This window comes from Lysinibacillus sp. GbtcB16, from assembly GCF_019091145.1.
Taxonomy (GTDB): domain Bacteria; phylum Bacillota; class Bacilli; order Bacillales_A; family Planococcaceae; genus Lysinibacillus; species Lysinibacillus fusiformis.
Genome location: NZ_JAGXJV010000007.1, coordinates 27,647 through 50,855, shown reverse-complemented (window position 1 = coordinate 50,855; position 23,209 = coordinate 27,647). Strand labels below are relative to the sequence as shown.

Below are 23,209 nucleotides of genomic sequence, written 5' to 3'. Positions count from 1 at the left end.
TAAGGAAATACGCCCTCCTTTTATTTTTTTCGAGAACTGACTGTAGAAGTTGTCCCTTTTTTTGCTGCCATCACTTTTTTTACGATTGGTATAACAATAGGCGCTAATTTAACAGCGGTTTTCACTACTTTTGATACTTTCATCAAAAACACAGCTCCTTTTTAATTACTTCTACCTGTTTATTTTAAAAATAAAACATTAGCGGATAACTCGAACGGCTTGAATAATATTCCATATAACAATTCCGAGCGAGACAATTCCGTAAATGGCGAACGAAATGAACCAAATGATCATGACTGTACTATTACTTGAAGTAGGGTCTAAACTAAATGTAGAAAAGACAAAAACAATGAAAAATAAGATCCCAAATACAAAAGGAATTAGATGGGACACTAATGCGCGAATAGAATGTCTTTTAATGTCAGCATCTTTCGTAACGAAGTAAACAATTAATGGTACGATGAAAGGAGCAAAGAAAATACTGAGATAACTAAAGGCAGATAAAATTTTTTGGTTCTCCATAGTTGTACCTCCTTTTTTAATATTTACGCATGGAAAACAGTAAAGTTTCAAAATTAAGTATGGAAGAGGTTGTAATCATTCCTTGCTTTGCGTACAATGAAAGTGTTCAAATTAAATTCAGATGTAACGACCACAAGGGGAGCTGATGATGTCAGCTGAGACTGGGCACGTAATGCCTTGACTCTTTGAACCTGTAAGCTAACACTTGCGTAGGGATGTGGATAGAAACCGACACTTTTACGATGTGAGGCTCTGTCCTGACATCGTTTTTTCATTCTTAAGAATAAAAAGGTGTCAGAGAGAATCAAATCAGCGCATTTCTATTCCTGCTCTTGTATCCTACATCGGAACAAAGGAGAGAATATGTATGGACAAAAAAAGACTATTAATGCTAGTGGAGATTGCAATATTTGCAGCGATTGGCCTTGTGCTTGATCAGGTCTCCTTTAAAGTATGGGCACAAGGTGGCTCTGTTAGTCTTGTCATGGTACCAATTATGTTAATTGCATTTCGCTGGGGTCTAGTAGCTGGCCTAATAACAGGCTTGCTTGTAGGTGTGATGCAAACCATGTTTGGAGCTTATATAGTACACTGGCTTCAAGGTTTATTAGATTACGGTGTTGCTTTCACAGTTGTAGGGTTAGCAGCCATTGTACGCAGACCTTTACTGGAAGCAGCAAGTCAACTAAACAAAACAAAAATGGCGTTTTATATTATTGTAGGTACGGTATTTGCAGGCTTCTTGCGATATGCAGCGCACACTACTGCTGGCGCGGTATTTTTTGCAGAGTATGCCGGCGATCAAAATGCGTGGATCTACTCGATAATTTATAATGGTACCTATATGCTGCCCGCAACAGTATTAACAGCCATTGTGGGAGCGTTATTATTCACAGCGGCTCCACAGCTAATGCAACGTAAAGCGTAATGCCAACCCCTTCATATTGGTGAAGGGGTTTTTTATGTAGTCGTAAGAGAATAACGCTTTTAGCACTTTGCCAAGAAGGCAGGCATACAATATTTAAAGCGTTTAGCGTTATACGCGTAAAAAGTTATGTTATATTAAAGAGTAGATATTAGATGAAAGGGACGTTATACATGATTGTAAAAACGCAAGAAGAAATTGAAGCTTTTAAAAAAATTGGACGCATTTGTGCAGAGATTCGTGAAGCGATGAAGGTTGCTACAAAACCAGGTGTCACAACACTTGAACTAGATGAAATTGCTGGTCGAATGTTTGCTGAGGCAGGTGCCATTTCAGGACCAAAAGGAGAATATGACTTCCCAGGATATACTTGTATTAGTGTCAACGAGGAAGTAGCACATGGTATCCCAGGAAAACGTGTTATTCAGGAGGGAGATATTGTCAATATCGATGTTTCAGGCTCTTTAGATGGCTACTTTGCGGACACGGGTATTTCATTTGTAGTTGGTGATGGCTATGAAGACAAAGAAAAACTATGTCGTGTTGCCAAAGATGCTTTTGATCGTGCTATGACAAAGGTAAAGGCTGGCTCTAAATTAAATCAAATCGGTAAAGCTGTAGAGCGCGAAGCGAATGCTAATGGCTTAACAGTGATTATGAATTTAACAGGCCATGGTTTAGGTCGTTCTTTACATGATGAGCCCAATCACATTTTAAATTATTATGATGCATGGGACTCTACGATTATGAAAGAAGGTATGGTTCTTGCAGTCGAGCCATTTATCTCAGCAAAAGCAGAGCATATTGTAGAAGCTGGTGATGGTTGGACATTCATTACACCTGATAAGTCTCTTGTTGCTCAAATTGAACATTCAGTAATTGTTACAAAAGATAAACCAATTATCCTTACTTCATTAGACGAAGAATAGGATTACAAAAAAATCCTGCACACCAAATTATTTTTGGTAGGCAGGATTTTTTTTAATGAATAAAATACCAACTAAGAGTACACCACATAGAAATAACGCAGCTGTTGTTACGAGTAGCTCATCAAAACCATTATGTAAAGCGATTCCTATATAAGCCCATATAAAAACACTTGGATACATGATATCAAAGTGATGAAAGCGGATATGTAGCGCAATGGCTCCACCTAAGGTCAGTAAAATAACTGCCCAAAGAGGAGTACTTAGACCAAAACCGTTCCAACCATAAGCTGTTAACGTAAAGCTAATATTTGTGATAAAAATAAATGTCATCCATGCAAAATAAATGGCGAAAGGAATACGACCCGACAGTGATTTGTCATGAAGTGGATACGTATTGTACAACATAAATAAATACAAGACTAAGAGTAAGGTAATGCCGAGAGAAACAATAAATAATTCATGATGCCATACGTATATCGTTAATGCTTGTAAAATATTTATGCAACTAAAGAGCGCAGACTGTTTCATAGATGTCTTTTTGATGTTCATCACTAACCAATAACCAATCAATAAATAAATGACAATCCAAATTATATGACTTCCATCAACAGGTGCAAATACCACCGAAAAACGATTAGAAATTTCTAAAAATGATTGACCGTTAAGTTTCATGAAAAAGGATGAAAAGGTTAGGATGAGTGAGACAATATAAGAAATTGTCATCAATAAAAACCGAGGCATGCTTTCCTCTCCCTTCGTGTTAGATTGTATAGGGAAAAGACAAATAAGTATAGTACCGTCACTCAATTTATTATAACGGAAATGTCCATCAATGTATCGTGTTGTTTTGCTAATACTATCTACAATTTACCATCTCAATAGGCATCCATTTATTTCTTTAGTACAATAAGAATATATCCAGATTAAAGGAGTGAAGCTTTATGACGCAAAACATAAAAAATTTAGACCTATCTATTGAACTAGATAAAAAGATGTATAAAAAGAAATTACAAGTACTCCAATATGAAATGTTAAATGCCCAACAATTTTTATTGAAAAATAAAATAGGTTTAATTTTAGTGTTTGAAGGTATGGATGCAGCTGGTAAAGGAGGAGCGATAAAACGTTTAATTGAACGTGTCGATCCACGTGGCTATGTCGTCCATCCAATTTCAGCTCCACAGCCACATGAATTACGCTATAACTATTTACAGCGGTTCTGGAGAAAGCTACCTCAGCACGGGCAAATCGCTGTCTTCGATCGTTCATGGTATGGTCGTGTATTAGTAGAACGAATTGAAGGATTCGCGACGAAGGATGAATGGTCTCGTGCTTATGAGGAAATTAATAATTTTGAAAAGATTCTAACTGCGGGAGACTACATAATTATTAAGTTCTGGCTTCATGTTTCAGATGAAGAGCAATTAAAACGTTTTAAGGAACGAGAACAAAATCCATACAAATCTTGGAAGCTGACAGATGAAGATTGGCGTAATCGAGAAAAGTCACCGCAATATGTGGAGGCTGCCAATGAAATGTTTGAAAAGACCGATAAGAAAAATGCACCGTGGGTTTTAGTAGCTGGAAACGATAAAAAATATGCGCGTGTGCAGGTGCTACAAGAAACGCTTGCACATATTGAACGAGAGGCACTGAAACGTGGACTTCATTTAACTAATGTATTAGACAAGGCGCATTTAGAGGATGCTGAGTCATCTAGCCTGGACCTATTACATGAGAAAAAGAAGTAAAAAATAAAATGTGAATGATGGTGCTATGACATGAAGACATGAGCTGTTTTAGTTGTAGCAGCATCTTTTTTTACATACAATAAGGTAAAACTAGGGGTAACCCCCTTCATTTCCGATGGTTGAGAAGGTAGTATAAATTTTTATCGATATTGATTGGAAGGCTAGTGTGGAGAAATGGTGCTTAAAATTTGGAATTTATTAAGAAAAAAGGGTGGGAATGTGGTAACAATAAAGGGGGAAAAATGCTACATCCGCACATTCCAAGAAAATGATGCACGAAGTTTAACAGGTCTCGTAAGCCGCAATAAATACTTTTGGTCAACATATGAGCCTTTACAAAGACCTGAATACTATACAATCGACGCGCAATATAAAAAAATTCAAGAAAGTTTATATTTAATGGATTCAAAGCGAGAATTTACTTTTGGTATTTTTGAGCATGGTACTAATAATCTAATAGGACATATTGCACTATATGCTGTAAAACGATTACCCTATTCAAGTGCATTTGTGGGATATGCTATGGATGAAATTTACGTAGGTAAGGGAATTGTCACTGAGGCAGTGAACATGGTAGTCCGGTTTGCATTCGATCAAATTGGGCTACATCGAGTAGAGGCATATGTATCTACCCAAAATAATCCCTCTATGCGTGTCTTAGAGAAGGCAGGCTTTCAACAGGAAGGTCTTTTAAGAAAGCTTCTGTATATAAATGGTCATTGGGTCGATCATTATATGTATGCCCGTTTAGAGGATGAATAAATAAACAAGTGCCTTGCTATTTGATGGAAAGGCACTTGTTTATTGATTTGCTATAAATCAAGTTAGAATAACTATTGATGGTTACCGTTTTCAATTAAATCTAGATGACCTGTATTTGGGTCAATAATTAAACCATGTACAGGAACGTCTTTTACCATTAATGGGTGATTTCGAATCGTGTCGACACTTTTCTTAACACTTGTCGCTACATCACCAAAACCACGTAAAAATTCTTTTAAATCAAAACCAGAATACTCCAGCATTTTGATGGTTTCTGGGTTAATACCTCTTTTAACCATTTCACTTAACATAGCATCAGGATCAACTGCGCTCATACCACAGTCATAATGTCCAACTACGTAAACTTCATCTGCTTGTAGTCCATAGACAGCAACTAATAAACTACGCATCACAGCACCGAAAGGATGGCTTACTAATGCACCGGCACTTTTCACAATTTTTACATCGCCATTACGGAGATTCATCGCTTTTGGTAAAAGCTCTACAAGACGAGTATCCATACAAGATAAAACAACAATACGTTTATCAGGATATTTTGTAGTGATGAATGGTTCATATTTTTTCTCTTGTACAAACTCTTTGTTAAACTCTAAAATATCATGTAACATTGTCATGAAAATTGCTCCCTTCCTTACAAAAAATATTTTAGAGCAAAACTTTCATTATGCAAACAATAAAGACTTTATTCAGACAATTTTTACAATAAAGAAGCAAACTTCATACACTTTAGCAGATGAAAAACGTTGAAACTATAAAAAAACAGCTACCTTTACAGTAGCTGTTTTTTTACATTAAAATTTTTCGCTTGGCTTTGGATCTACAGTTACTGAAGACTTGCTATCTAAACCAACTTGTAGGTAGTGGATGAAGAATCCAGTTGAAATTAATAAAACTGCTGAAAATCCAATAACAGTTGTAATGAACATTTTTAGAGCTCCTCTCTACTTAAATGATCTACTAATTACCCTAAACTAATTATACAATAGGATACTAGGAAAATCTAAGGATAATTTATGACATCCATAACATACTAGCCTAGAATACTATTAGTAAGAATGGATTATTTAGAATGCCCAATTTCCATCACGGAATATTGGGTCTTTTCGATTATCATGGGTAATGCCATCAATATTCATTTTATTGGAACCAATCATAAAGTCTACATGTGTCAAACTTTGGTTAATGCCATGCGCGGCTAACTCATCTGGAGTCATTTCTTTACCACCTTCAATACAAAATGCATAAGCACTACCAATGGCTAAATGATTAGAGGCATTTTCATCAAATAATGTATTGTAGAATAATAAATTTGATTGTGAAATAGGGGATTGATGAGGTACTAATGCTATTTCACCAAGATAATGCGCCCCCTCATCTGTTTCAATAAGAGAAGCTAAAATTTCTTGACCTTCCTCAGCTTTTACTTCAATAATACGGCCATCTTTAAACGTTAATGTGAAATTATCAATAATATTACCGCCATAGCTTAATGGTTTAGTGCTGGATACGAATCCATTCACACCAGTTTTTAACGGTGCAGTAAAAATTTCTTCAGTAGGCATATTCGCCATAAATGTTTGACCTTGTACGTTGGCACTGCTACCGCCTGTCCAAATGTGATGTGCAGGTAGCTCGATTGTTAAATCTGTGCCTGGAGCCGTATAGTGAAGGGACTTATACTGTTTGCTGTTTAAATAATCGGCTTTGTCGTGTAACTCCTTATCGTGAGCTAACCAAGCCTCCACTGAATGTTCAAGATCAATACGCGTCGCCGCAAAGATTGCTTCCCATAGGGCATCCATTTGCTGATCATCTGGTAAATCAGGAAACACCTTTGCTGCCCACGCTTTGGATGGAGCGGCGATAACTGACCAACTAAATTTATCAGATTGTAACATTTGATAATAGTTCGCTAATGCTTGGCCAGAAGCTTTTTGGAACGCCATAATTCTGTCTCGTTCAATGCCTTTCAGTAAATCTGGGTTTTGTGAACTAATGCTTAGGAAAGCTGCACCATTTTCAGCCAGCCATTCGCGCTCTTGAACTTTCCACGGTGGAAAGAAATCAAATGAGTCTTTCGGTGCTCCTTCATAGCGAGCACGAACAAGTTCGTCATCAGACAAATCGACAAATACCTGTTTTGCACCATTTTCATAGGCGATTTTAGTAATAATTTGAGCTAATTTTAAGTTATCAGTCGAACAGCTTATATAAAGATATTGACCTTTTTGGATATTTACTCCTACTTTTACCGCTAATTCGGCATATTTTAGTAATTTTGTGTTAAATGATAATAACAAACTCATATCCCCTTTCGAAATAAGACAGTTTAGTGTAATATTCTTAATTCAATATAATCAAAAATGGTCGAAATGTGAATAAAAAGCATTAATTACATCGAAAAATATTTAAAATACATTTATACTAGCATTATATATTTAAAATATGGAAAAACAGACGAAATTAAGAGTAATAGTAGATTTGGAGGTTCTAGAATGGATAAGTCGTCGGTCATAGGGTTAATAATTGCGTTTATAGCGCTATTAACAGGGATGGTAATGAAGGGTGTAAGTTTAACAGCTTTTTATAACCCAGCAGCTATCCTAATTATCATCTTTGGTACTATTTCCGCAGTAACAATTGCCTTTCCAATGCAAGAGTTAAAGCGCGTACCAAAGCTATTTAAGATTCTTTTTAAAGAAACTAAATTAGCAAATGATATTGAAATTATTAAGATGTTTTCGCAATGGGCTGACTTAGCTCGTCGTGAAGGGCTATTAGCTCTTGAAAGTAAAGCATCAGAAATTGAAGATCCGTTTTTAAAAAATGGTCTTACATTAGCGATTGATGGACAAAATGCAGACTACATCCGTGATGTATTAACAGAGGAAGTAGAAGCGATGGAAGAACGTCATGCTAGTGGTTCTGCCATTTTTACACAAGCAGGTACATATGCACCAACTCTTGGGGTTCTTGGTGCAGTAGTAGGTTTAATCGCCGCATTGGCTGATATGAACGATATCGAAAAGCTTGGACACGCTATTTCAGCCGCTTTCATGGCTACATTACTCGGTATCTTTACTGGTTATGTTTTATGGCACCCATTTGCGAATAAATTAAAACGTAAATCTGCTTTAGAAGTGAAACAAAAGAGAATGATGATTGAGGGTATCCTTTCAGTATTAGAAGGGGAGGCTCCACGTGTAATTGAACAAAAACTATCATCATACTTAACGATGGAAGAACGTCGTCAAATTTCTGGTGAAAGCGGGGCGGGTGGCCTTGGCAAAGAAAGCTAAGAAAAAAAAGCATGATGAGCATATAGATGAGTCTTGGCTAGTACCATATGCCGATATCTTAACATTGCTCCTAGCTGTGTTTATTATACTATTTGCTTCCAGTTCAGTAGACCAAGAAAAGCTAGAAAGAATGTCAGCCGTTTTTAGTCAAGTTTTTGATGGTGGAACAAGCTTTTTAGAGCAGCCTTCACCAGTACCTAGTCCAAATGCGGATAGCGACCAAACACCACAACAAAATTCAGCCTACTTAAAGGATCAACAGGAGTTGGCTGAAATTAAAGATAGTGTCGATAATTTTATCGCTGTCAATGAAATGGAAGGTCAATTCGCTACAGAAATGACAGATGAAGGCTTACTTGTGACAATTCGTGATAGTATTTTATTTGATCCTGGACAAGCAACGATTAAACCAGAGTATATTCCTATTGCGAAGGAGCTTGCGGGTGTATTAGTATCCAATCCTCCACGTAATATTGTTATTACTGGTCATACGGATAATGTTCCAGCGGGCCCTAACTTCTCTTCGAATTTAGAGCTATCATTAATGCGTGCCTCTAATTTTTATATGGTTTTATTAGACAGTAATTCTCAATTAAAATCTGAGAACTTTAGTGCAAAAGGCTACGGCGAAAACCGAGCGATTGCACCTAATGATACAGCAGAAGGCCGTGCGAAGAACCGCCGTGTTGAAGTACTTATTCAACCGCTAGTGACTGAGGATGGCTCGGAAGCGAAGAATACACAGTAAATTAAAAAGCTATTAGCACGGACTCTTTGTCTCATGCTCATAGCTTTTTTGTTTGCTTATTTACGTAAAGAACCCAATTCAGCCACAATCGCTTGCATTTCGCTTGGGCTAAAGGAATCTCTTTTCATAACCATTTCATATAAATACGTTAAGTCTTCATAGTTTGCTTCATTGAAATTTTCCGATTTCATTGCATCGACATTTACCATACGAAGCTTATCCTTCATTTGATCAATCATATAAATAACGTTTTCCTTTGATGGGACTGATAAATCCATTTTTTACCCTACCTTTCGTACTCTTCGCAATAATCATTTCATTGAATAAAAAAAATGTCAACTCCGTATTTGAGCATTGCTTTAAAAATAGACTGTTATTGGGTAGAATAAGGGCAGTAGACTAGTTTATTTATGAAATATTAGGGAATATGCAATTACACAAGCAGGGGGTTTTAATATGGGTCAAAGTAAATTATTAGTATCAATCGTAGCAGGAGCAGCAATTGGTGCAGCATTAAGTATGCTTGATCGTACTACTCGTGAAAAAACAATCGATACAACTAAAAAAATGAAAGAAGCTGTCACGTACTATGCAACAAATCGTGAAGAATTACAGGTTCTAGTGGAGGAGAAAGTACTGGCTGCGAAGGTGCTTTGTGAAAGTGTATCAGATAATGTCAACACCATTGCAGAGAAGGTAGAGGAATTTAAAGAATTACCAACTACGATTCAAAGTATGATTGATGACACAAAGTCAGCTTTTACTTTACCTCATAAAGAATAATTGTAGTTTTAGGAGGAGTTGTATGGAAAAGAAAAAGGCAACAATGCAAAATGCCTTTGGATTCGTCAAATCATTTGTTTCTCCTAAGGGGGAAGCGATTGATGTCATGACATCCAAGGGCTTTGTCCAAGATTTGATAGGTCGGTTAAAGCGAGTAGAAATTTCAGCGCTTTCCGCACAGCTCGCTTATTTCTTTTTACTATCATTCTTCCCATTACTTATCTTCCTTGTGACATTACTACCATATCTTAATTTGCAAACAACGCAGGTTTATTCATTTTTAGTAAATGTATTGCCAGATGAAGTTTATAAGCTCATTGAAAATACGTTGAATGAAATTTTAACAAACCGTAATAGTAGTTTATTGTCCATCGGGGTACTAGGTACGATATGGTCGGCATCTAAAGGTATTAACGCGCTAATTCGAGCTTTGAATAAAGCATATGATACAGAAGGAAGAGCAGGTATATTAGATAGAGGGCTATCTCTTGTTTTTACAGTGGCTCTTGTTATTGTCATTGCAGTCGCTCTTCTGTTGCCAGTATTTGGACAGCAAATAGGTCATTTCCTATTTTCAATCGTCGGCATAGAGGAACAATTTGAATCGGTCTGGCATAATTTAAGATGGTCAATACCACCGATACTTATTTTTATTGTTTTAATGGGCATCTACTGGTTCGTGCCTAATACAAGCCCAAGGTTGAAAATATTGGGTGTTTGGCCAGGGGCGATGTTTGCTACACTTGCCTGGTTAGTGGTCACATATGCTTTCTCTTTCTATATTAATAACTTTGCGAATTATTCTGCTACATATGGTAGTATTGGTGGCGTTATTATTTTAATGCTCTGGTTATATTTTACGGGAATTATTTTAATCTTTGGTGGAGTATTAAATGCTACAATGCAGAAAAGGGCGTTACAAAAGGAAATTAATAGATAAGGAAAAGACCAGATTAAAAAAATTGCCTCGCTTCTCGTAGGAGAGAAGCGAGGCAATTTTTGTGATTAAACATTTTTATTCAGCATGCGTAAGCCATTCAAAATAACGAGAATGGTACTACCCTCATGCCCGATTACACCTAAAGGTAAATCGACTACTTGTAAAAAGTTAGAGGCAATTAACAAAATAATTACCCCAATAGAAAAGATAATATTTTGTTTGACAATTCGTTGCATTTTACGAGACAGGCGAACGGCATAAGCGATTTTAGATAGATCGTTTTTCATTAATACAACATCAGCTGTTTCTAACGCAACGTCTGTACCTTCACCCATCGCAATTCCAGTAGTTGCGGTAGCCAATGCAGGCGCGTCATTGATGCCATCACCAACCATTCCTACAAAGTGATGTTGGGACAGCAAACGTTTCATTTCTGTTACCTTCGTTTCAGGTAGACACTCCGCTACATACTCTGTGACACCAGCTTCTTTTGCAATTACTTTCGCTGTTTTTTCGTTATCGCCAGTAAGCATGACTACTTCAATACCAAGCTCTTTTAATAATGACACAGCTTTTTTCGCTTCGTTACGGACAGTATCCTTTAAAGCTGTTAATGCGACAATGCCATTTTGGTCACGGATGAAAATAACCGTTTTACCCTGTGCAGCAAGTTTTGCCGCAGCGCCATTTGCAAAATCGTTGGCATGTTGAGCATTCACAAATTCAGGTTTACCAACTTGATATTCCTTGTTGTGAACGATCCCTTTAATACCCCATCCTGGGATATCCTCAATTGTTGCTTGTGGTAAGGCAGTAATTCCTTCCGCTTTTGCATAGGAAGTAATGGCTTGAGCAAGAGGGTGGTTGGACTGTGTTTCAATTCCTGCAAGAATAGCTAAAGCCATCTGAGGTTCGAATCCATCGCGGACAATAAAATCTGTCACGACAGGTTTACCTTGTGTTAATGTTCCCGTCTTATCGACTGCTAATGCTCCTAAAACACTGAGATGCTCTAAATGTAAGCCACCCTTAAATAGCACACCATTTTTGGCACCATTTGAAATAGCTGCAAGTGTCGCGGGCATGATGGCTGCGACAAGTGCGCATGGAGATGCAACAACCAATAAAACCATGGCACGATAAAAAGTTGTTGTCCAATCCCAACCTAGTACGAAATGGGGAAGGAACATCATGATGGCTACACCAAGTAAAACAAATTTCACATAAGTTCCCTCAAATTTTTCGATGAATTGTTGAGACGGAGATTTTTCACTTTGAGCACTTTGGACAAGCTGGATAATTTTTTGAAAAAGTGTTTCTGAATTGGCCTTCGTCATTTCCATCGTAATCGCACCATTTAAGTTTACGGTACCCGCAAAGATTTCATCACCTTCACTTTTTAAAACGGGTAATGGTTCACCGCTTATAGCTGATTCATCAATGGAAGACTGTCCTTTAAAAATAATACCGTCAGCTGGAATACGCTCCCCAGGTTTAATCAATAAATGGTCACCAATTTGTAAGGTAGAGACGGATACTTTCATTGGCTCAAAGTTGCCTCGAACTAACCAGGCTTCTTCTGGCTGAAGATTCATCAATGCAGATATTTCACGATGACTTTTATTCATAGCATAAGTTTCAAGTGCACCACTTACTGCAAAAATGAAAATAAGAATAGCACCTTCTGTCCAATAACCGATGGCTGCGGAACCGATAGCTGCTAATACCATTAGTAATTCAACATTCAATTTCTTATCTTCTATTGTTTCTTCAATACCTTCTTTCGCTTTGGCAAATCCACCTACACAAAAGGCAATGACATAAAGAAGAACAGAAGCGGTTGTTTGTCCGCTTGTATCTAAACGCCATGCAAGTAAGATGAATATACCAGCGATTAACGCAGCGATTAATTCTGCATGCTCCTTTATTTTCTCAATTAAATTTATATTTTCTCGATTAGAGTATTCCATTCTTATCCCTCCTGATAATGAAAATCAATATCAAAACCTCTAATTATAAACACTTAAATGTGATATTTAATTGAAAATGGATTTCAATTACCATATCTTTTATTTAGAATTATTATAACAAAGGAATTTATAAAAATAAAGAGGAGAGTTAAAAAAGGTGCATTTTTTATTAACAGAAAAAGGCACAGTCTATTCACTAGGAATATTCTGTGCCTTAGCAAAGTGTGCAGTCAGAAGGGCTACTGCTTACTTATATTGAATTAGAAAACTCTTTCTGCGTGCAATGCAAGTTTTTCTAAAGATGATTTATCGACATCTGCGTGTAAGGAGTTACCGTGTGAATCCATTGTGACAACTGCTGTGAATTTTTCAACATTTAAGTGCCACATAGCTTCTGGAATACCGAATTCCATTAAATCAACACCATCTACACCTTTAATGCAGTCTGCGTAATATTGAGCTGCCCCACCGATAGCATTTAGGTAAACACCACCATGTTCATTAAGAGCTTTTAATGTTTTTGGTCCCATACCACCTTTACCGATGACAGCACGAATACCGAATTTCTTCATGATATCACCTTGATATGGCTCCTCACGAATAGAAGTAGTTGGACCAGCTGCTTTTACTGTCCAATTGCCTTCCTCATCTTTTGCCATAACTGGACCACAGTGATAAATAACTTGTCCATTTAGATCTACTGGTGCATCATGGCTCATTAAATGATGGTGGATAGCGTCACGACCAGTATACATACGTCCTGTAATAGAAACTACATCTCCAACTTTTAGTGAACGAATTTGTTCTTCTGTAATTGGTGCAGTAAGCTCTACTACATTTGTTGCGTTGTCTTCTGTTGTAGCTGCCACTTCATCCTTGAAAGTAATTTTTTCACCTTCTTGGTAGTGCCATTTAATGATTTCACCAGTTTGAGGATCAATGTCCACAGCCATACGACGGTAAGCCCAGCAGTTATATGCTACAGATACATAGAAGGAAGCTGGAATACGGTGCATAACCCCGATTTTACAGCCTAGTAATGTTGCTTCACCACCGAAGCCCATTGTACCGATACCAAATGTATTAGAAGTTTTCACCACATACTCTTCTAATTTGGCAAGATCAGGATTTGGATTTGTATCTTCAACATGACGGAATAATTGTTCCTTTGCTAAATCGTAGCCGGAAGAACGATCTCCACCAATACCAACACCGATGAAACCAGCTGAACAGCCTTGACCTTGTGCTTGGTATACAGAGTGTAAAATACACTTACGGATACCATCTAAGTCACGACCTGCACGACCAAGACCATCTATTTCACATGGAAGACTGTATTGAATGTTTTTGTTCTCACAGCCGCCACCTTTTAGAATTAATTTAATCGTAATGTAATCATTTTCCCATTGTTCAAACTTCATAACTGGTAAACCATCGCCAAGGTTATTACCGCTATTGGCACCAGTTAATGAATCTACTGCATTTGGACGTAGTTTTGCATCAGCTGTCGTATCATTGATTGCTTTTTTAATCGCAGCTTTAATTTCTAATTGGTTTACGCCCACAGGTGTATAAATTTTGAAAGTTGGAAGACCAGTATCTTGACAAATAGGTGATACATTATCTTCTGCCATAATAATATTATTTGAGATTGTGTCTAAGCTCATTGCCGCACGTGTTCCAGCATTCTCCGCTTCTTTTGCTTTTTTAATCGCACGACGTACATCCTTAGGTAAATTCGTAGATGTTTCAGTAATTAAATCATAAAGACTTTTCTCCAAAGTTTGTTGATTCATTCGTGTATTGCCCCCCATAGAAAATTTGATTATTTCCACGTAACATTATACTCTTTTCAACTAATGAAAAAAAGAGTCCTTACCTATGAGGGCTAAATTTACGCATAGTTTACTAGTATTTTAATAGAGAGTTGATTTTTCAGAACGTTTGTTCTAAAATAATAATAACCCACAATTAGGAGGAATTTGTATGTCTGCTAAAACTTTACTTGAATTACCGAAAGAATTTGAACAATACAGACCGCTAATAGAGGAAACAATGAAGCCTGTTGTCCTTATTGATGCGGATGCTGGAAACACAACCTTGTTTCAGAGTAAGTTTGCGGGGTACCCTTATTTCCCACTAGCAATGGAATATCCTAAAAATGCAAGTGGACAACCACTAAAGCTTTTAGCCCAAGTTAATTTTGCAGAATTGCCTAAGCATTTGCCGAATTTCCCAGAAGAAGGGATAGTGCAGTTTTATATTGATGGCTATGACGATGTATTAGGAATGGACTTTGATAATGGAAAAAATCAAGAAGGTTTTCGTGTCATTTTTCATGATACCGTTATACATGATGAAGCGCAGCTTATTCAAGATTTTTCATTTGTAGAAAAGGAAGAAGAGGAAATGTATTTTCCAGTAGAGCGTGAAATGACATTATCCTTTAAAACAGGTTTTGAACCCTTATCGATTGATGATTACAGAGCTAATGACATTTACAGTCATATCTTAACGACAATTGAAGATAACGAAACATTAGAAGATGCCTTTTATGATGCTTTAACTGGGGATGGTCTTAAAATCGGTGGTTATCCTTTCTTTACACAAGAAGATCCACGTGCATACGGTGATTATACAGACTCTACAATTTTGCTATTGCAAATAGATAGTGTGGGGGATGATATACTATGGGGCGATTGTGGAGTTGGCAATTTCTTCATTACTGAGGAAGAATTAAAAAATAAAGACTTTAGCAATGTTCTTTACAATTGGGACTGTCATTAAAAAAACAAGCGAGCATACATTGTGCTCGCTTGTTTTTTTAATTTTTATTGTTCACGAGCATTAAATTGCTCCATTTTGTCTTCTAGGTCATCCATCATTTGAATTAAACGATCAATATCATCTAATTCAGCTGTTTCAGGATCTAGGGCATCTAATACTTCTAAAAACATTTCAAGACGCTCTCTTAAATAGGTTACTTGCTGTTTTTTATCAGTGATTGGCTTGGACATTCGTACACCTCATTTCATCCCTTTCATCGTAGCTGATTTAGGCTGAAATTTCAATGTTTAGGTAGATACCTAGGACTAAGCGATTAATTTTAAAAATAAGTAGACAGAATATTTACAATATTGAGTTTGTATGTTAAAGTTGTTTTAAGATAAAGTAAAGGAGCTGATCGAAAACATCTTTAAAACTCTAACTCGAAAAGGAGGGAGTTTAAACAAGTACTCGGTAATAATCAAAAGCCGAATTTCGTGTTTATACAATTAAATGACTATAAGTATTCGTTAAGCCTTAGCGTAAAATCACATGTGGTGAGCGCTAAGGCTTTTTGGTATGCTGTTCTTTGGGAGATTGATTGGAGGAAAAGATGACATACTTCTCAGACTACAGCAAAAAAAGATTTACCATATTAGTAATAATTGTATCCATATCGGGCTTTTCGCAAGGGATGTTATTACCGCTTATTTCTATAATATTTGAACGTGATGGCGTTTCCTCAGCATTAAATGGCTTGAATGCAACGGGCTTATACATAGGGACATTATTAATTTCACCATTTATCGAGCAACCATTACGAAAATGGGGCTATAAACCGATCATTTTAATGGGGGGCGCACTTGTTTTTATCTCCTTATTGGCATTTCCTTTATGGAAAAGCGTCACATTTTGGTTTGTGCTTCGTTTACTGATTGGTGTTGGGGATCATGCTTTGCACTATGCCACTCAAACATGGATTACTAGTACTGCTGATCATAAAAGCTTGGGAAAAGGGATGGCTATCTATGGCTTGTCTTTTAGTATAGGTTTTGCCGTTGGGCCACTGATGGTAAAGTTGATTGAAATAGGTGAAGCTTTACCGTTTATTGTGTCGTCAATCATGTGTTTGATGGCGTGGTCTTTTGTATTCTTCTTACAAAATGAAAAACCTGAGCGTTTAACAGGGGACTTACATGCAAGAGGGTGGAAGCGTTACAAAATGGCTATTTTATTTGGTTGGATTGCCTTTTTAGGGCCTTTTGTATACGGATTCCTCGAATCTTCATTAAATGCATTATTCCCCGTATATGCACTACGTAAAGGATTTGAGGTAGGTATGATACCAATTATTTTATCGGTCTTTACATTTGGCGGTATTTTAACTCAAGTCCCATTAGGTGCACTGGGCGATAAAGTAGGAAGAAGGAATATTTTGATGGTAGGGTCATTTGGTGGCGCTATTATTTTCACAATTGCCAGTTTTTTAGAACATTCACAAATGGCTGTCGCTATAGCGTTTTTCTTAACGGGTACGCTAGTTGGCTCGATGTTCTCTTTGGGGATTACATTTATGGCAGATTTAACGCCAAAGGAGCTTCTGCCTACTGGGAATTTACTCTGTGGGATTGCCCTAAGTATAGGTAGTTTAACAGGACCGTTCTTAGGTGGAGTTTATTTAGAATATGTAAAAAACTATAGCTTCCTTTTACTTGTAGCCATGCTGTTGCTAGTTGTGGCTTTCATATTACTCCTATTTGGACGTCTTAAAAGTAAACAGACATCGATGGCAAAATAAAAAGAGCGGGGCTCATCTCCCGCTCAAAAACAAAAAAACGCCCAGCAAATCCGTGCTGTTATGGCGTTTTTTGCGTAACAAGGATGTTCCGTCCAAGTTACATAGGTTTGGCACCTAAAAAAGAATTATACAGACAAATTCTTATGAAATCAATAAAAATAAAAAGGGATATTTTGGACATTGCTGCTATTTTTAAATATAATGAAAGAACACTTGCTTAAGAAGGAGGTTTTATCATGACCGAAATGAAAAAACTATCTATTCATCGCGCTTTAACAGAATTAAAAATGCTACAGCAACGGATTGAAGGGGCAACAAATGAGGTTAGCGCTGTAGTAGCCAATCGTAAAAGTAATCAGAAAATAAATGGAATAGAAATAGTAGAGTATGAGAAACAAATGCAAGCATCCTACGATAAAGTAATGGGTTTAATTAGCTATAGACATAAAATAAAAGCTTTAGTTGTACAATCGAATGCCTGCACAAAGGTAATCGTTGGCAAGGAAGAAATGACTGTCGCGGAGGCCATTGAGCGGAAACAATCTATTCAATATGAAAAGGATTTGCTAGAAGTCATGCGACATCAATATCGTTCTGCTATTCATACAGTCGCCAAAGAAAATGATGCCTTACCAGCTAAACTGGAAACCTATTTAATTAATATATTAGGCAATAAAGATAAACAATCTCCGGAAGAAGTAAAATTACATACGGACACATATATGAAAAGAAATGAATTTGAAATCATTGATCCACTAAATGTCAAACAGCAAATAGAGACATTAAGTCGTCGGATCGAGGAGTTCGAATCAGAGGTCGATGCAGTCTTATCTGAATCGAACGCCACTACATTTATTGAAGTCCAAGCTTAAAGGGATATGCATGGCCTTGCGAAAACGGAAAACGAAGAGTCGCTCGCGCTTCTAGGCATGTGTGTGAGTTTAAACATCAAACATGCCTTACACAAATGAAACTTACAATGAAAATAACCTAAAAGCTTAAAGGTTAAAGGTTAAAGTATAAAGTTTACGCTTCAAAAATCTATCTATAAAAGTTGAAAATTGAACCTTTAAAAATCTTTTAAATCCTGGGGTAATGGTTGAGGTATCGACTTTTCTAGACCATCCGTCATCCACCAGGCAGCTCGTGCTGTGCATCATAAAAAAAGGACGTCTCCATTTATTTTGAGACGTCCTTTTTATGATTACTTATTTCAATACCAGCTTTGCAACACATTCTACCTGTGCAGTCTGTGAGAACATATCAACAGGTTGAATATACTCGACATGATAAAGCTTCGAAAGTTGCTGTAAATCCTTCGCTAATGTAGATGGATTACAGGATGTATAAACAAAACGCTTTGGTTTAAGCTTAAGCACGGTTTGGATAAACTCGGATGCTAGACCTGTACGTGGTGGATCTACTGTAATAACATCTGGTGTAAAGCCTTCTTTGCGCCATTTTGCTAAGACACTTTCAGCAGTACCAACAGCATATTTGGTATGCTTGAAGCCATGGTTGCGCGCATTTTTACGGGCATCTTGAATGCTTTCGGGAATGACATCCATCCCTCGAACTTCTTGCGCTTGATCTGCTAGCCAAAGTCCGACAGTCCCAACTCCACAATATGCATCCACTACTGATTCTTTACCAGTTAATGCAGCTGCTTTTTTAATTTCATTATAGAGATGAACTGTTTGAGTAGGGTTAAGCTGGAAGAAGGCACGAGCCGATAAGTCAAAGGCTAGTTCCCCAAGCTCTTCATGTATCGTTTCTTTACCGTCAAGAACGATTGTCTCATCACCAAAAATTAAAGAGGTTTTATCACGATTAATATTTTGTGCAATGGAGACAATGCTTGGATCGATTTTTTTAATCCGTGTAATTAGTTCAGCTAAATGAGGAATTTCTTTACGAGTAGTTACAAGTACAACTTGTGTTTCGCCTGTACGAATCCCTGTACGTACTACGATTGTACGCACTAAGCCATCCAGTGTTCGTCCATCATAAATTGTAATATTTAATTTTTGTAAAATCTTACGTATTGCAACAGTAACTTTAGAAGTGACAGGGTGCTGTACAAGGCAATCGTTAATATTTAGAAGCTTATTACTGCCTTCAACAAATAAGCCTGCATAGACTCGCTTGCCTTCCTTGCGTACTTGGAATTGACTTTTATTACGATAATGCCAAGGATTATCCATTCCAATTGTTTTTCGTACTTCCACCGTTTCAGCTAGAGGTTTCGCATAACGCTCTAAAGCTTGGATGACAATATCACGTTTTTCCACTAGCTGTTTTTCATATGTCATATGTTGAAGCTGACAGCCACCACATTCATTGTAGACTGGACAAGGTGCTTCCTGACGGTGCTTAGAGACTTTACGAATGGATAAAATCTCAGCTTCAGCAAAATTACGTTGTGTTTTCGTAACCTGAGCTGTAATTTCTTCGCCAGGAATAGCTCCTTTGACAAATACTACATTTCTTTTATAAAAACCTACACCTTCTCCATTGATGCCAAGTCTTTTTATTATTAGTGGGAATTGTTGTCCCACGGTCATTGTTGTTTGCTGCGTCAAACGTTCCACGTCCCTGCTTTATAATGTCATCTCCCCATTATAACGAAGGAGCAGACGATTGCAAAGCAACAGGGAAATCTTCATATTCTAATACTAAATCATCAAGTGATAAGAAGGTATAGCCTTGCTTTTTGGCCTCTGCAATAAACATTGGCAAAGCTTCGGCATTATCTTGTGCAACAGTATGCATTAAAATAACGGCACCTGGATGCAATTGCTCCATGAGCGCATTGTAGGCATAATCTGCACCACGTCGTTCATCTTTCATCCAATCCTTAAAGGCAACAGACCAAAATATATGACGGTATCCTTCCGCATTTCCTACTTCTAGCAGTTTTGCATTAAAGGTTCCTTCTGGAGGGCGAGCATAGGTTGTGCGGTCTATGCCAGTCAATTCACGTAATTTCCCATCAAATTTTCGCCATTCTGCACGCATGCCCTCTGGTGAAAGTCGAGCCATATTAGGGTGACCATACGAGTGGTTGCCAATAGTATGTCCATCCTTCACCATCCGTTTTACTAGGTCACTGGCACTGTCTAAATAATGCCCAGTCAAAAAGAAAGTAGCAGGTACATCCTCTTTTTCCAATGTATCCAAAATACTTTCGGTAAAGCCGTTTTCATAGCCATTATCAAATGTTAGGTAAGCAATTTTTTTATCTGCATTTCCTTTATAAATAGCCCCGTATTTATCAAGTAATTGATCAAGCTGTGCACCAGCTTCTGCCTGTTCACCATTTTTTGCACGTTTAAAGCCCCAATGATGTTCATCAGAACCTGCAGCAAAATATGGATTAATGCTAATACCTGCGGCAATAATAAATGTAGCGATCACCGCACCTACAATATGTTGTTTCCACATAAAAAACGCATCCTTTCTTTTTCATTAGGATGCGTAAAATAGCTATAAATTATCCACTAATTCTGAGCAATTAATAAGTCTTCAAGTGCTTCTGTTAAATGCGGATATTTAAATATGAAATGATGCTCTTCTAACACTGCTGGTCGTACATGTTGACCCTCTAAAACAAGAGTACTTTGTTCTCCAAGCGCCAAACGTATGGCAAAACTAGGAACAGGCAGCCAATGTCGTCTGTTCATGATCATTGCAATTGATTGCCCGAATTCTTTCATGCGCGTCGCATGAGGTGCGGTTACATTGAAAGGCCCACGAATATTTTCATGGAGGATTGCGAAATATAAGGCACGTGCCACATCTTCAATATGTACCCACGAAAGCCATTGATTACCAGAACCGATTGTTCCGCCAACATGCATTTGATATGGTAATAGCATGGGTGGTAATGCCCCGCTCTTTCTACCTAAAATGACCCCAAAGCGTGCAAGGGCGACTCGGATTCCTAATGGTTCTGCTCGTTTCGCATGGCGTTCCCAATCATGAACAGTCGTGCCTAAAAAATCGTTCGCCACATCAGTAAATGTTTCATCATAAATAATCTCTGAAGAATGGGGGTAAAAACCTACGGCACTTGCATTAACAAGGACTTTAGGTTTTTTCGTGAGCTTTTCCATTATGCGCACGATTTCAAGTGTCGCATGCATCCGACTCCAATAAATATTCTTCTTTTGTTTGTTTGTCCATCGACCATTGTTTAAAGATACTCCCGCTAAATTTACAAAGGCATCGGCTCCTTCTAATGCCTCTATTGGTAGGATTTCATCCTGCAACCATTGTACATAATGAATGCCATTTTTTTCGGAAGATGCACTCCGAGTTAAGACAAAAATATTATGACCGTTTTCCTGTGCTAGCTTGATAAAAGCTTTTCCCACAAAACCAGTTCCACCCGCAATCACAATTTTCATAAGAATCACCCCATTTTTCAAAAATTACACTTCCTAATAATTGTATCATTTAACACGTAGGTGAACATCTAAAGCACCCCCTAGAAGAAGGGGATGAATAGCATCGAATAACGGATACCATAAAAAGAAATGTTATAATGGACAGGTGAGGTGTTGGCTATGCGTATGATTACGAAAATTGCACGTCAAAAAAACAATCCTGAACGTTATAATATCTACTTAAATGAAGAATATGCATTTCCTGTTGACGAGGCTATTCTTCTTCAATTTGGTTTAACAAAGGGAAAGGTTCTCGATGAATTTGAAATTCAGGAAATTGCCTATGAGGATGAAATACGGAAGGCGTTTAATAAAGGATTAAACTTTCTTTCTTATCAAATGCGAAGTGAGCACGAGGTGAAGAAAAAACTGCTTACTTTAGAATTTGGTGAAGCGGTAGCTTTAGAAGCGATTCAGAAATTAAAATCGTATGGCTTTATAAATGATGAAAACTATTCCAAAGCTTTACTGGATACAAAAAAGGCCACAATGAAAAAAGGACCAAGAGCTATTAGACAAGATCTCATTAAAAAAGGAATTGATAAAAACCTTCAAGATGAGGTACTTGCCACATATAGTTTGGAAGAACAAATCAAATTGGCTTTACAGTTGGCGGAAAAAATTGTACGTTCAGAAAAAAGAAAGACGCCAGCACAAGTAAAGGCTAAAATTCAAGATTATTTGTTAAGAAAAGGCTACGCATTTCCGATTGTAGAAGAGGTGCTTAATCAAATAGAGCTTGAGCAAGATGAGGATAACTGGCAACCATTACTCGAAGCACAAGGCGAAAAGGTTTGGAAAAAGTACGTATCGAAGTATACTGGTTATGAGCTAAAAATGAAGGTGAAGCAGACGCTCTATCAAAAGGGTTTTCCTATAGAAGTAATAGATCGTTTTATAGAAGAGAAGGAGAATGAAGAATGAACGAAAAGAATTATGCTGCTATGTCTGAGCATGAACTGCGTGAGGAAATTGCGTTTTTAAAAGAAAAGGCAAGAAAGGCAGAGCAGCTTGGGATCATTAATGAATTTGCTGTATATGAGCGTAAAGCATTAATGGCAGCGGCTTATTTAGTAGATTTAGACACAATTGTTCCTGGTGAAATGTATCGTATTGATCGTTCAGATAATGAATTTTTCCAAGTCGATTATTTAAAGGGACGCTTTGCATGGGGACATCGTTTAGGCGGTGACAAATATCAAGAGGCATTACCTGTATCTATGCTGTCTCCTGTAAAGGTGGGCAAATAAGTGGAGGAGAAAATTGAAAAATTGACAGCGGAATTGCTGGCAAAAAATCCACAAATGTCAGTTGGACGTGCCCGTGTCTGGGTTGAATTATTATGGAGCGACTTTGAATCAACTTCAGCCAAAGCAGGATATGAGTATCGTGGGGCAGATTATACAGAAAATCTTGTCCGCCAATTAATTACAAGCTATGGTGATAAACTACATGCTTTTGCAGGGCGTAATCCAAAATATGCCCATCTCCTAGATGCTAGCGATGATATGATACAATAATAAAACCCTGACCAATGTTGGTCAGGG

The 23,209-nt window shown here is 37.4% G+C and carries 27 protein-coding genes and 1 riboswitch; of the genes, 14 read left to right on the top strand and 13 right to left on the bottom strand.

Annotated elements, in window-relative coordinates; translation table 11 throughout:
• Positions 1 to 20: 20 nt before the first annotated feature.
• Together KVT27_RS27105 and KVT27_RS19065 are read right to left on the bottom strand one after the other, a co-directional pair.
• Positions 21 to 146, bottom strand: a complete 126-nt coding sequence (locus tag KVT27_RS27105) for a hypothetical protein (RefSeq protein ID WP_255250400.1) — start codon at positions 144 to 146, stop codon at positions 21 to 23.
• Between the two features lie 52 nt (positions 147 to 198).
• On the bottom strand, positions 199 to 522 hold the full coding sequence (locus KVT27_RS19065; RefSeq protein ID WP_008173564.1) for a magnetosome magnetite crystal formation protein family: 324 nt from the start codon (positions 520 to 522) through the stop codon (positions 199 to 201).
• Positions 523 to 647: 125 nt separating this feature from the next.
• A riboswitch (TPP riboswitch) is annotated at positions 648 to 755 on the top strand.
• 134 nt (positions 756 to 889) lie between these two features.
• Between KVT27_RS19065 and thiT the strand changes: the two genes are divergently transcribed.
• Both thiT and map read left to right on the top strand, forming a co-directional pair.
• Entirely contained in the window at positions 890 to 1,450 is a 561-nt protein-coding gene (thiT, locus tag KVT27_RS19060; protein ID WP_036149696.1) for an energy-coupled thiamine transporter ThiT, read from the top strand.
• Between the two features lie 170 nt (positions 1,451 to 1,620).
• Complete coding sequence (gene map, locus KVT27_RS19055) at positions 1,621 to 2,376, top strand: type I methionyl aminopeptidase (protein ID WP_217581781.1); 756 nt, start codon at positions 1,621 to 1,623, stop codon at positions 2,374 to 2,376.
• 27 nt (positions 2,377 to 2,403) lie between these two features.
• On the opposite strand, the gene KVT27_RS19050 is transcribed toward map, so the two are convergent.
• A complete protein-coding gene (locus KVT27_RS19050; RefSeq protein WP_115648588.1) occupies positions 2,404 to 3,117 on the bottom strand; it encodes a hypothetical protein in 714 nt (237 codons plus the stop codon).
• A gap of 200 nt (positions 3,118 to 3,317) precedes the next feature.
• Here KVT27_RS19050 and KVT27_RS19045 point away from each other — a divergent pair, with 200 nt between their 5' ends.
• Positions 3,318 to 4,127 carry a polyphosphate kinase 2 family protein gene (locus KVT27_RS19045; protein ID WP_036120566.1) on the top strand — a complete coding sequence of 270 codons (810 nt, stop codon included), beginning with the start codon at positions 3,318 to 3,320 and terminating at the stop codon, positions 4,125 to 4,127.
• Positions 4,128 to 4,301: 174 nt separating this feature from the next.
• Positions 4,302 to 4,889, top strand: a complete 588-nt coding sequence (locus KVT27_RS19040) for a GNAT family N-acetyltransferase (RefSeq protein ID WP_012292083.1) — start codon at positions 4,302 to 4,304, stop codon at positions 4,887 to 4,889.
• Between the two features lie 71 nt (positions 4,890 to 4,960).
• Here KVT27_RS19040 and KVT27_RS19035 read toward each other — a convergent pair whose 3' ends face one another.
• The 3 genes from KVT27_RS19035 to KVT27_RS19030 all read right to left on the bottom strand — a co-directional run bounded on the left by KVT27_RS19035 (position 4,961) and on the right by KVT27_RS19030 (position 7,216).
• The gene (locus tag KVT27_RS19035) at positions 4,961 to 5,524 is read right to left on the bottom strand and encodes a beta-class carbonic anhydrase (RefSeq protein WP_008173550.1); all 564 of its coding nucleotides are present in this window, start codon (positions 5,522 to 5,524) and stop codon (positions 4,961 to 4,963) included.
• Between the two features lie 177 nt (positions 5,525 to 5,701).
• Positions 5,702 to 5,836, bottom strand: coding sequence for a hypothetical protein (locus tag KVT27_RS27100; protein ID WP_255350107.1), 135 nt, complete (start codon positions 5,834 to 5,836; stop codon positions 5,702 to 5,704).
• 138 nt (positions 5,837 to 5,974) lie between these two features.
• Positions 5,975 to 7,216 carry an aminopeptidase gene (locus KVT27_RS19030; protein WP_217581767.1) on the bottom strand — a complete coding sequence of 414 codons (1,242 nt, stop codon included), beginning with the start codon at positions 7,214 to 7,216 and terminating at the stop codon, positions 5,975 to 5,977.
• 189 nt (positions 7,217 to 7,405) lie between these two features.
• Between KVT27_RS19030 and motA the strand changes: the two genes are divergently transcribed.
• Positions 7,406 to 8,209 (top strand): flagellar motor stator protein MotA, encoded by an 804-nt coding sequence (gene motA, locus KVT27_RS19025; RefSeq protein ID WP_036120556.1) that lies wholly within the window; start codon positions 7,406 to 7,408, stop codon positions 8,207 to 8,209.
• Entirely contained in the window at positions 8,193 to 8,957 is a 765-nt protein-coding gene (motB, locus tag KVT27_RS19020; RefSeq protein WP_008173542.1) for a flagellar motor protein MotB, read from the top strand. Before motA ends, motB begins: the two co-directional genes overlap by 17 nt.
• Positions 8,958 to 9,013: 56 nt before the next feature.
• On the opposite strand, the gene KVT27_RS19015 is transcribed toward motB, so the two are convergent.
• Entirely contained in the window at positions 9,014 to 9,235 is a 222-nt protein-coding gene (locus KVT27_RS19015) for a DUF1128 domain-containing protein (RefSeq protein WP_036120551.1), read from the bottom strand.
• A 178-nt stretch (positions 9,236 to 9,413) separates the two neighbouring features.
• Here KVT27_RS19015 and KVT27_RS19010 point away from each other — a divergent pair, with 178 nt between their 5' ends.
• Together KVT27_RS19010 and KVT27_RS19005 are read left to right on the top strand one after the other, a co-directional pair.
• Positions 9,414 to 9,740 (top strand): hypothetical protein, encoded by a 327-nt coding sequence (locus KVT27_RS19010; protein WP_025115821.1) that lies wholly within the window; start codon positions 9,414 to 9,416, stop codon positions 9,738 to 9,740.
• A 22-nt stretch (positions 9,741 to 9,762) separates the two neighbouring features.
• On the top strand, positions 9,763 to 10,680 hold the full coding sequence (locus KVT27_RS19005; protein ID WP_217581766.1) for a YihY/virulence factor BrkB family protein: 918 nt from the start codon (positions 9,763 to 9,765) through the stop codon (positions 10,678 to 10,680).
• 65 nt (positions 10,681 to 10,745) lie between these two features.
• On the opposite strand, the gene KVT27_RS19000 is transcribed toward KVT27_RS19005, so the two are convergent.
• Positions 10,746 to 12,650, bottom strand: coding sequence for a heavy metal translocating P-type ATPase (locus tag KVT27_RS19000; RefSeq protein WP_036120545.1), 1,905 nt, complete (start codon positions 12,648 to 12,650; stop codon positions 10,746 to 10,748).
• A gap of 260 nt (positions 12,651 to 12,910) precedes the next feature.
• Positions 12,911 to 14,446: a fumarate hydratase gene (locus KVT27_RS18995; protein WP_036149694.1), complete on the bottom strand. Its 1,536-nt coding sequence runs from the start codon at positions 14,444 to 14,446 to the stop codon at positions 12,911 to 12,913.
• Between the two features lie 190 nt (positions 14,447 to 14,636).
• On the opposite strand from KVT27_RS18995, the gene KVT27_RS18990 reads away from it, so the two are divergent.
• Entirely contained in the window at positions 14,637 to 15,437 is an 801-nt protein-coding gene (locus tag KVT27_RS18990; protein WP_208705151.1) for a YwqG family protein, read from the top strand.
• A 44-nt stretch (positions 15,438 to 15,481) separates the two neighbouring features.
• On the opposite strand, the gene KVT27_RS18985 is transcribed toward KVT27_RS18990, so the two are convergent.
• Positions 15,482 to 15,667 carry an SE1561 family protein gene (locus tag KVT27_RS18985; RefSeq protein WP_008173529.1) on the bottom strand — a complete coding sequence of 62 codons (186 nt, stop codon included), beginning with the start codon at positions 15,665 to 15,667 and terminating at the stop codon, positions 15,482 to 15,484.
• Positions 15,668 to 16,029: 362 nt separating this feature from the next.
• Here KVT27_RS18985 and KVT27_RS18980 point away from each other — a divergent pair, with 362 nt between their 5' ends.
• Both KVT27_RS18980 and KVT27_RS18975 read left to right on the top strand, forming a co-directional pair.
• A complete protein-coding gene (locus tag KVT27_RS18980; protein ID WP_036149692.1) occupies positions 16,030 to 17,214 on the top strand; it encodes an MFS transporter in 1,185 nt (394 codons plus the stop codon).
• A 236-nt stretch (positions 17,215 to 17,450) separates the two neighbouring features.
• Positions 17,451 to 18,086 (top strand): hypothetical protein, encoded by a 636-nt coding sequence (locus KVT27_RS18975; RefSeq protein WP_217581765.1) that lies wholly within the window; start codon positions 17,451 to 17,453, stop codon positions 18,084 to 18,086.
• 336 nt (positions 18,087 to 18,422) lie between these two features.
• On the opposite strand, the gene rlmD is transcribed toward KVT27_RS18975, so the two are convergent.
• Genes rlmD through KVT27_RS18960 form a run of 3 tightly spaced genes read right to left on the bottom strand, consistent with a single transcriptional unit; the run spans position 18,423 to position 21,623 of the window.
• A complete protein-coding gene (rlmD, locus tag KVT27_RS18970; protein WP_036127362.1) occupies positions 18,423 to 19,796 on the bottom strand; it encodes a 23S rRNA (uracil(1939)-C(5))-methyltransferase RlmD in 1,374 nt (457 codons plus the stop codon).
• A 37-nt stretch (positions 19,797 to 19,833) separates the two neighbouring features.
• A complete protein-coding gene (locus KVT27_RS18965) occupies positions 19,834 to 20,658 on the bottom strand; it encodes a polysaccharide deacetylase family protein (protein ID WP_217581764.1) in 825 nt (274 codons plus the stop codon).
• Between the two features lie 56 nt (positions 20,659 to 20,714).
• Positions 20,715 to 21,623 carry a TIGR01777 family oxidoreductase gene (locus tag KVT27_RS18960; RefSeq protein ID WP_217581763.1) on the bottom strand — a complete coding sequence of 303 codons (909 nt, stop codon included), beginning with the start codon at positions 21,621 to 21,623 and terminating at the stop codon, positions 20,715 to 20,717.
• Between the two features lie 159 nt (positions 21,624 to 21,782).
• Here KVT27_RS18960 and recX point away from each other — a divergent pair, with 159 nt between their 5' ends.
• From recX to KVT27_RS18945, 3 genes are read left to right on the top strand one after another with little or no spacing between them, the layout of a single operon-like run.
• Positions 21,783 to 22,586: a recombination regulator RecX gene (recX, locus tag KVT27_RS18955; RefSeq protein WP_081937138.1), complete on the top strand. Its 804-nt coding sequence runs from the start codon at positions 21,783 to 21,785 to the stop codon at positions 22,584 to 22,586.
• Positions 22,583 to 22,912 (top strand): YfhH family protein, encoded by a 330-nt coding sequence (locus KVT27_RS18950; protein WP_008173513.1) that lies wholly within the window; start codon positions 22,583 to 22,585, stop codon positions 22,910 to 22,912. The genes recX and KVT27_RS18950 overlap by 4 nt, the downstream gene beginning before the upstream one ends.
• Complete coding sequence (locus tag KVT27_RS18945; RefSeq protein WP_036120527.1) at positions 22,913 to 23,182, top strand: YfhJ family protein; 270 nt, start codon at positions 22,913 to 22,915, stop codon at positions 23,180 to 23,182.
• The last annotated feature ends 27 nt before the right edge of the window (positions 23,183 to 23,209 follow it).

What these genes read in the sequence shown, in the direction of transcription:
- KVT27_RS19005 (WP_217581766.1), top strand. Translation starts at nt 9,763, where the DNA reads ATGGAAAAGAAAAAGGCAACAATGCAAAATGCCTTTGGATTCGTCAAA.
- KVT27_RS18965 (WP_217581764.1), bottom strand. Translation starts at nt 20,658, where the DNA reads ATGTGGAAACAACATATTGTAGGTGCGGTGATCGCTACATTTATTATT.
- KVT27_RS18980 (WP_036149692.1), top strand. Translation starts at nt 16,030, where the DNA reads ATGACATACTTCTCAGACTACAGCAAAAAAAGATTTACCATATTAGTA.
- map (WP_217581781.1), top strand. Translation starts at nt 1,621, where the DNA reads ATGATTGTAAAAACGCAAGAAGAAATTGAAGCTTTTAAAAAAATTGGA.
- KVT27_RS19050 (WP_115648588.1), bottom strand. Translation starts at nt 3,117, where the DNA reads ATGCCTCGGTTTTTATTGATGACAATTTCTTATATTGTCTCACTCATC.
- KVT27_RS19065 (WP_008173564.1), bottom strand. Translation starts at nt 522, where the DNA reads ATGGAGAACCAAAAAATTTTATCTGCCTTTAGTTATCTCAGTATTTTC.
- KVT27_RS19000 (WP_036120545.1), bottom strand. Translation starts at nt 12,650, where the DNA reads ATGGAATACTCTAATCGAGAAAATATAAATTTAATTGAGAAAATAAAG.
- thiT (WP_036149696.1), top strand. Translation starts at nt 890, where the DNA reads ATGGACAAAAAAAGACTATTAATGCTAGTGGAGATTGCAATATTTGCA.
- KVT27_RS19045 (WP_036120566.1), top strand. Translation starts at nt 3,318, where the DNA reads ATGACGCAAAACATAAAAAATTTAGACCTATCTATTGAACTAGATAAA.
- KVT27_RS27100 (WP_255350107.1), bottom strand. Translation starts at nt 5,836, where the DNA reads ATGTTCATTACAACTGTTATTGGATTTTCAGCAGTTTTATTAATTTCA.
- recX (WP_081937138.1), top strand. Translation starts at nt 21,783, where the DNA reads ATGCGTATGATTACGAAAATTGCACGTCAAAAAAACAATCCTGAACGT.
- KVT27_RS18985 (WP_008173529.1), bottom strand. Translation starts at nt 15,667, where the DNA reads ATGTCCAAGCCAATCACTGATAAAAAACAGCAAGTAACCTATTTAAGA.
- KVT27_RS19040 (WP_012292083.1), top strand. Translation starts at nt 4,302, where the DNA reads ATGGTGCTTAAAATTTGGAATTTATTAAGAAAAAAGGGTGGGAATGTG.
- KVT27_RS18950 (WP_008173513.1), top strand. Translation starts at nt 22,583, where the DNA reads ATGAACGAAAAGAATTATGCTGCTATGTCTGAGCATGAACTGCGTGAG.
- KVT27_RS19015 (WP_036120551.1), bottom strand. Translation starts at nt 9,235, where the DNA reads ATGGATTTATCAGTCCCATCAAAGGAAAACGTTATTTATATGATTGAT.
- KVT27_RS19035 (WP_008173550.1), bottom strand. Translation starts at nt 5,524, where the DNA reads ATGACAATGTTACATGATATTTTAGAGTTTAACAAAGAGTTTGTACAA.
- KVT27_RS19010 (WP_025115821.1), top strand. Translation starts at nt 9,414, where the DNA reads ATGGGTCAAAGTAAATTATTAGTATCAATCGTAGCAGGAGCAGCAATT.
- motA (WP_036120556.1), top strand. Translation starts at nt 7,406, where the DNA reads ATGGATAAGTCGTCGGTCATAGGGTTAATAATTGCGTTTATAGCGCTA.
- KVT27_RS18960 (WP_217581763.1), bottom strand. Translation starts at nt 21,623, where the DNA reads ATGAAAATTGTGATTGCGGGTGGAACTGGTTTTGTGGGAAAAGCTTTT.
- KVT27_RS18990 (WP_208705151.1), top strand. Translation starts at nt 14,637, where the DNA reads ATGTCTGCTAAAACTTTACTTGAATTACCGAAAGAATTTGAACAATAC.
- KVT27_RS18975 (WP_217581765.1), top strand. Translation starts at nt 17,451, where the DNA reads ATGACCGAAATGAAAAAACTATCTATTCATCGCGCTTTAACAGAATTA.
- KVT27_RS19030 (WP_217581767.1), bottom strand. Translation starts at nt 7,216, where the DNA reads ATGAGTTTGTTATTATCATTTAACACAAAATTACTAAAATATGCCGAA.
- KVT27_RS18995 (WP_036149694.1), bottom strand. Translation starts at nt 14,446, where the DNA reads ATGAATCAACAAACTTTGGAGAAAAGTCTTTATGATTTAATTACTGAA.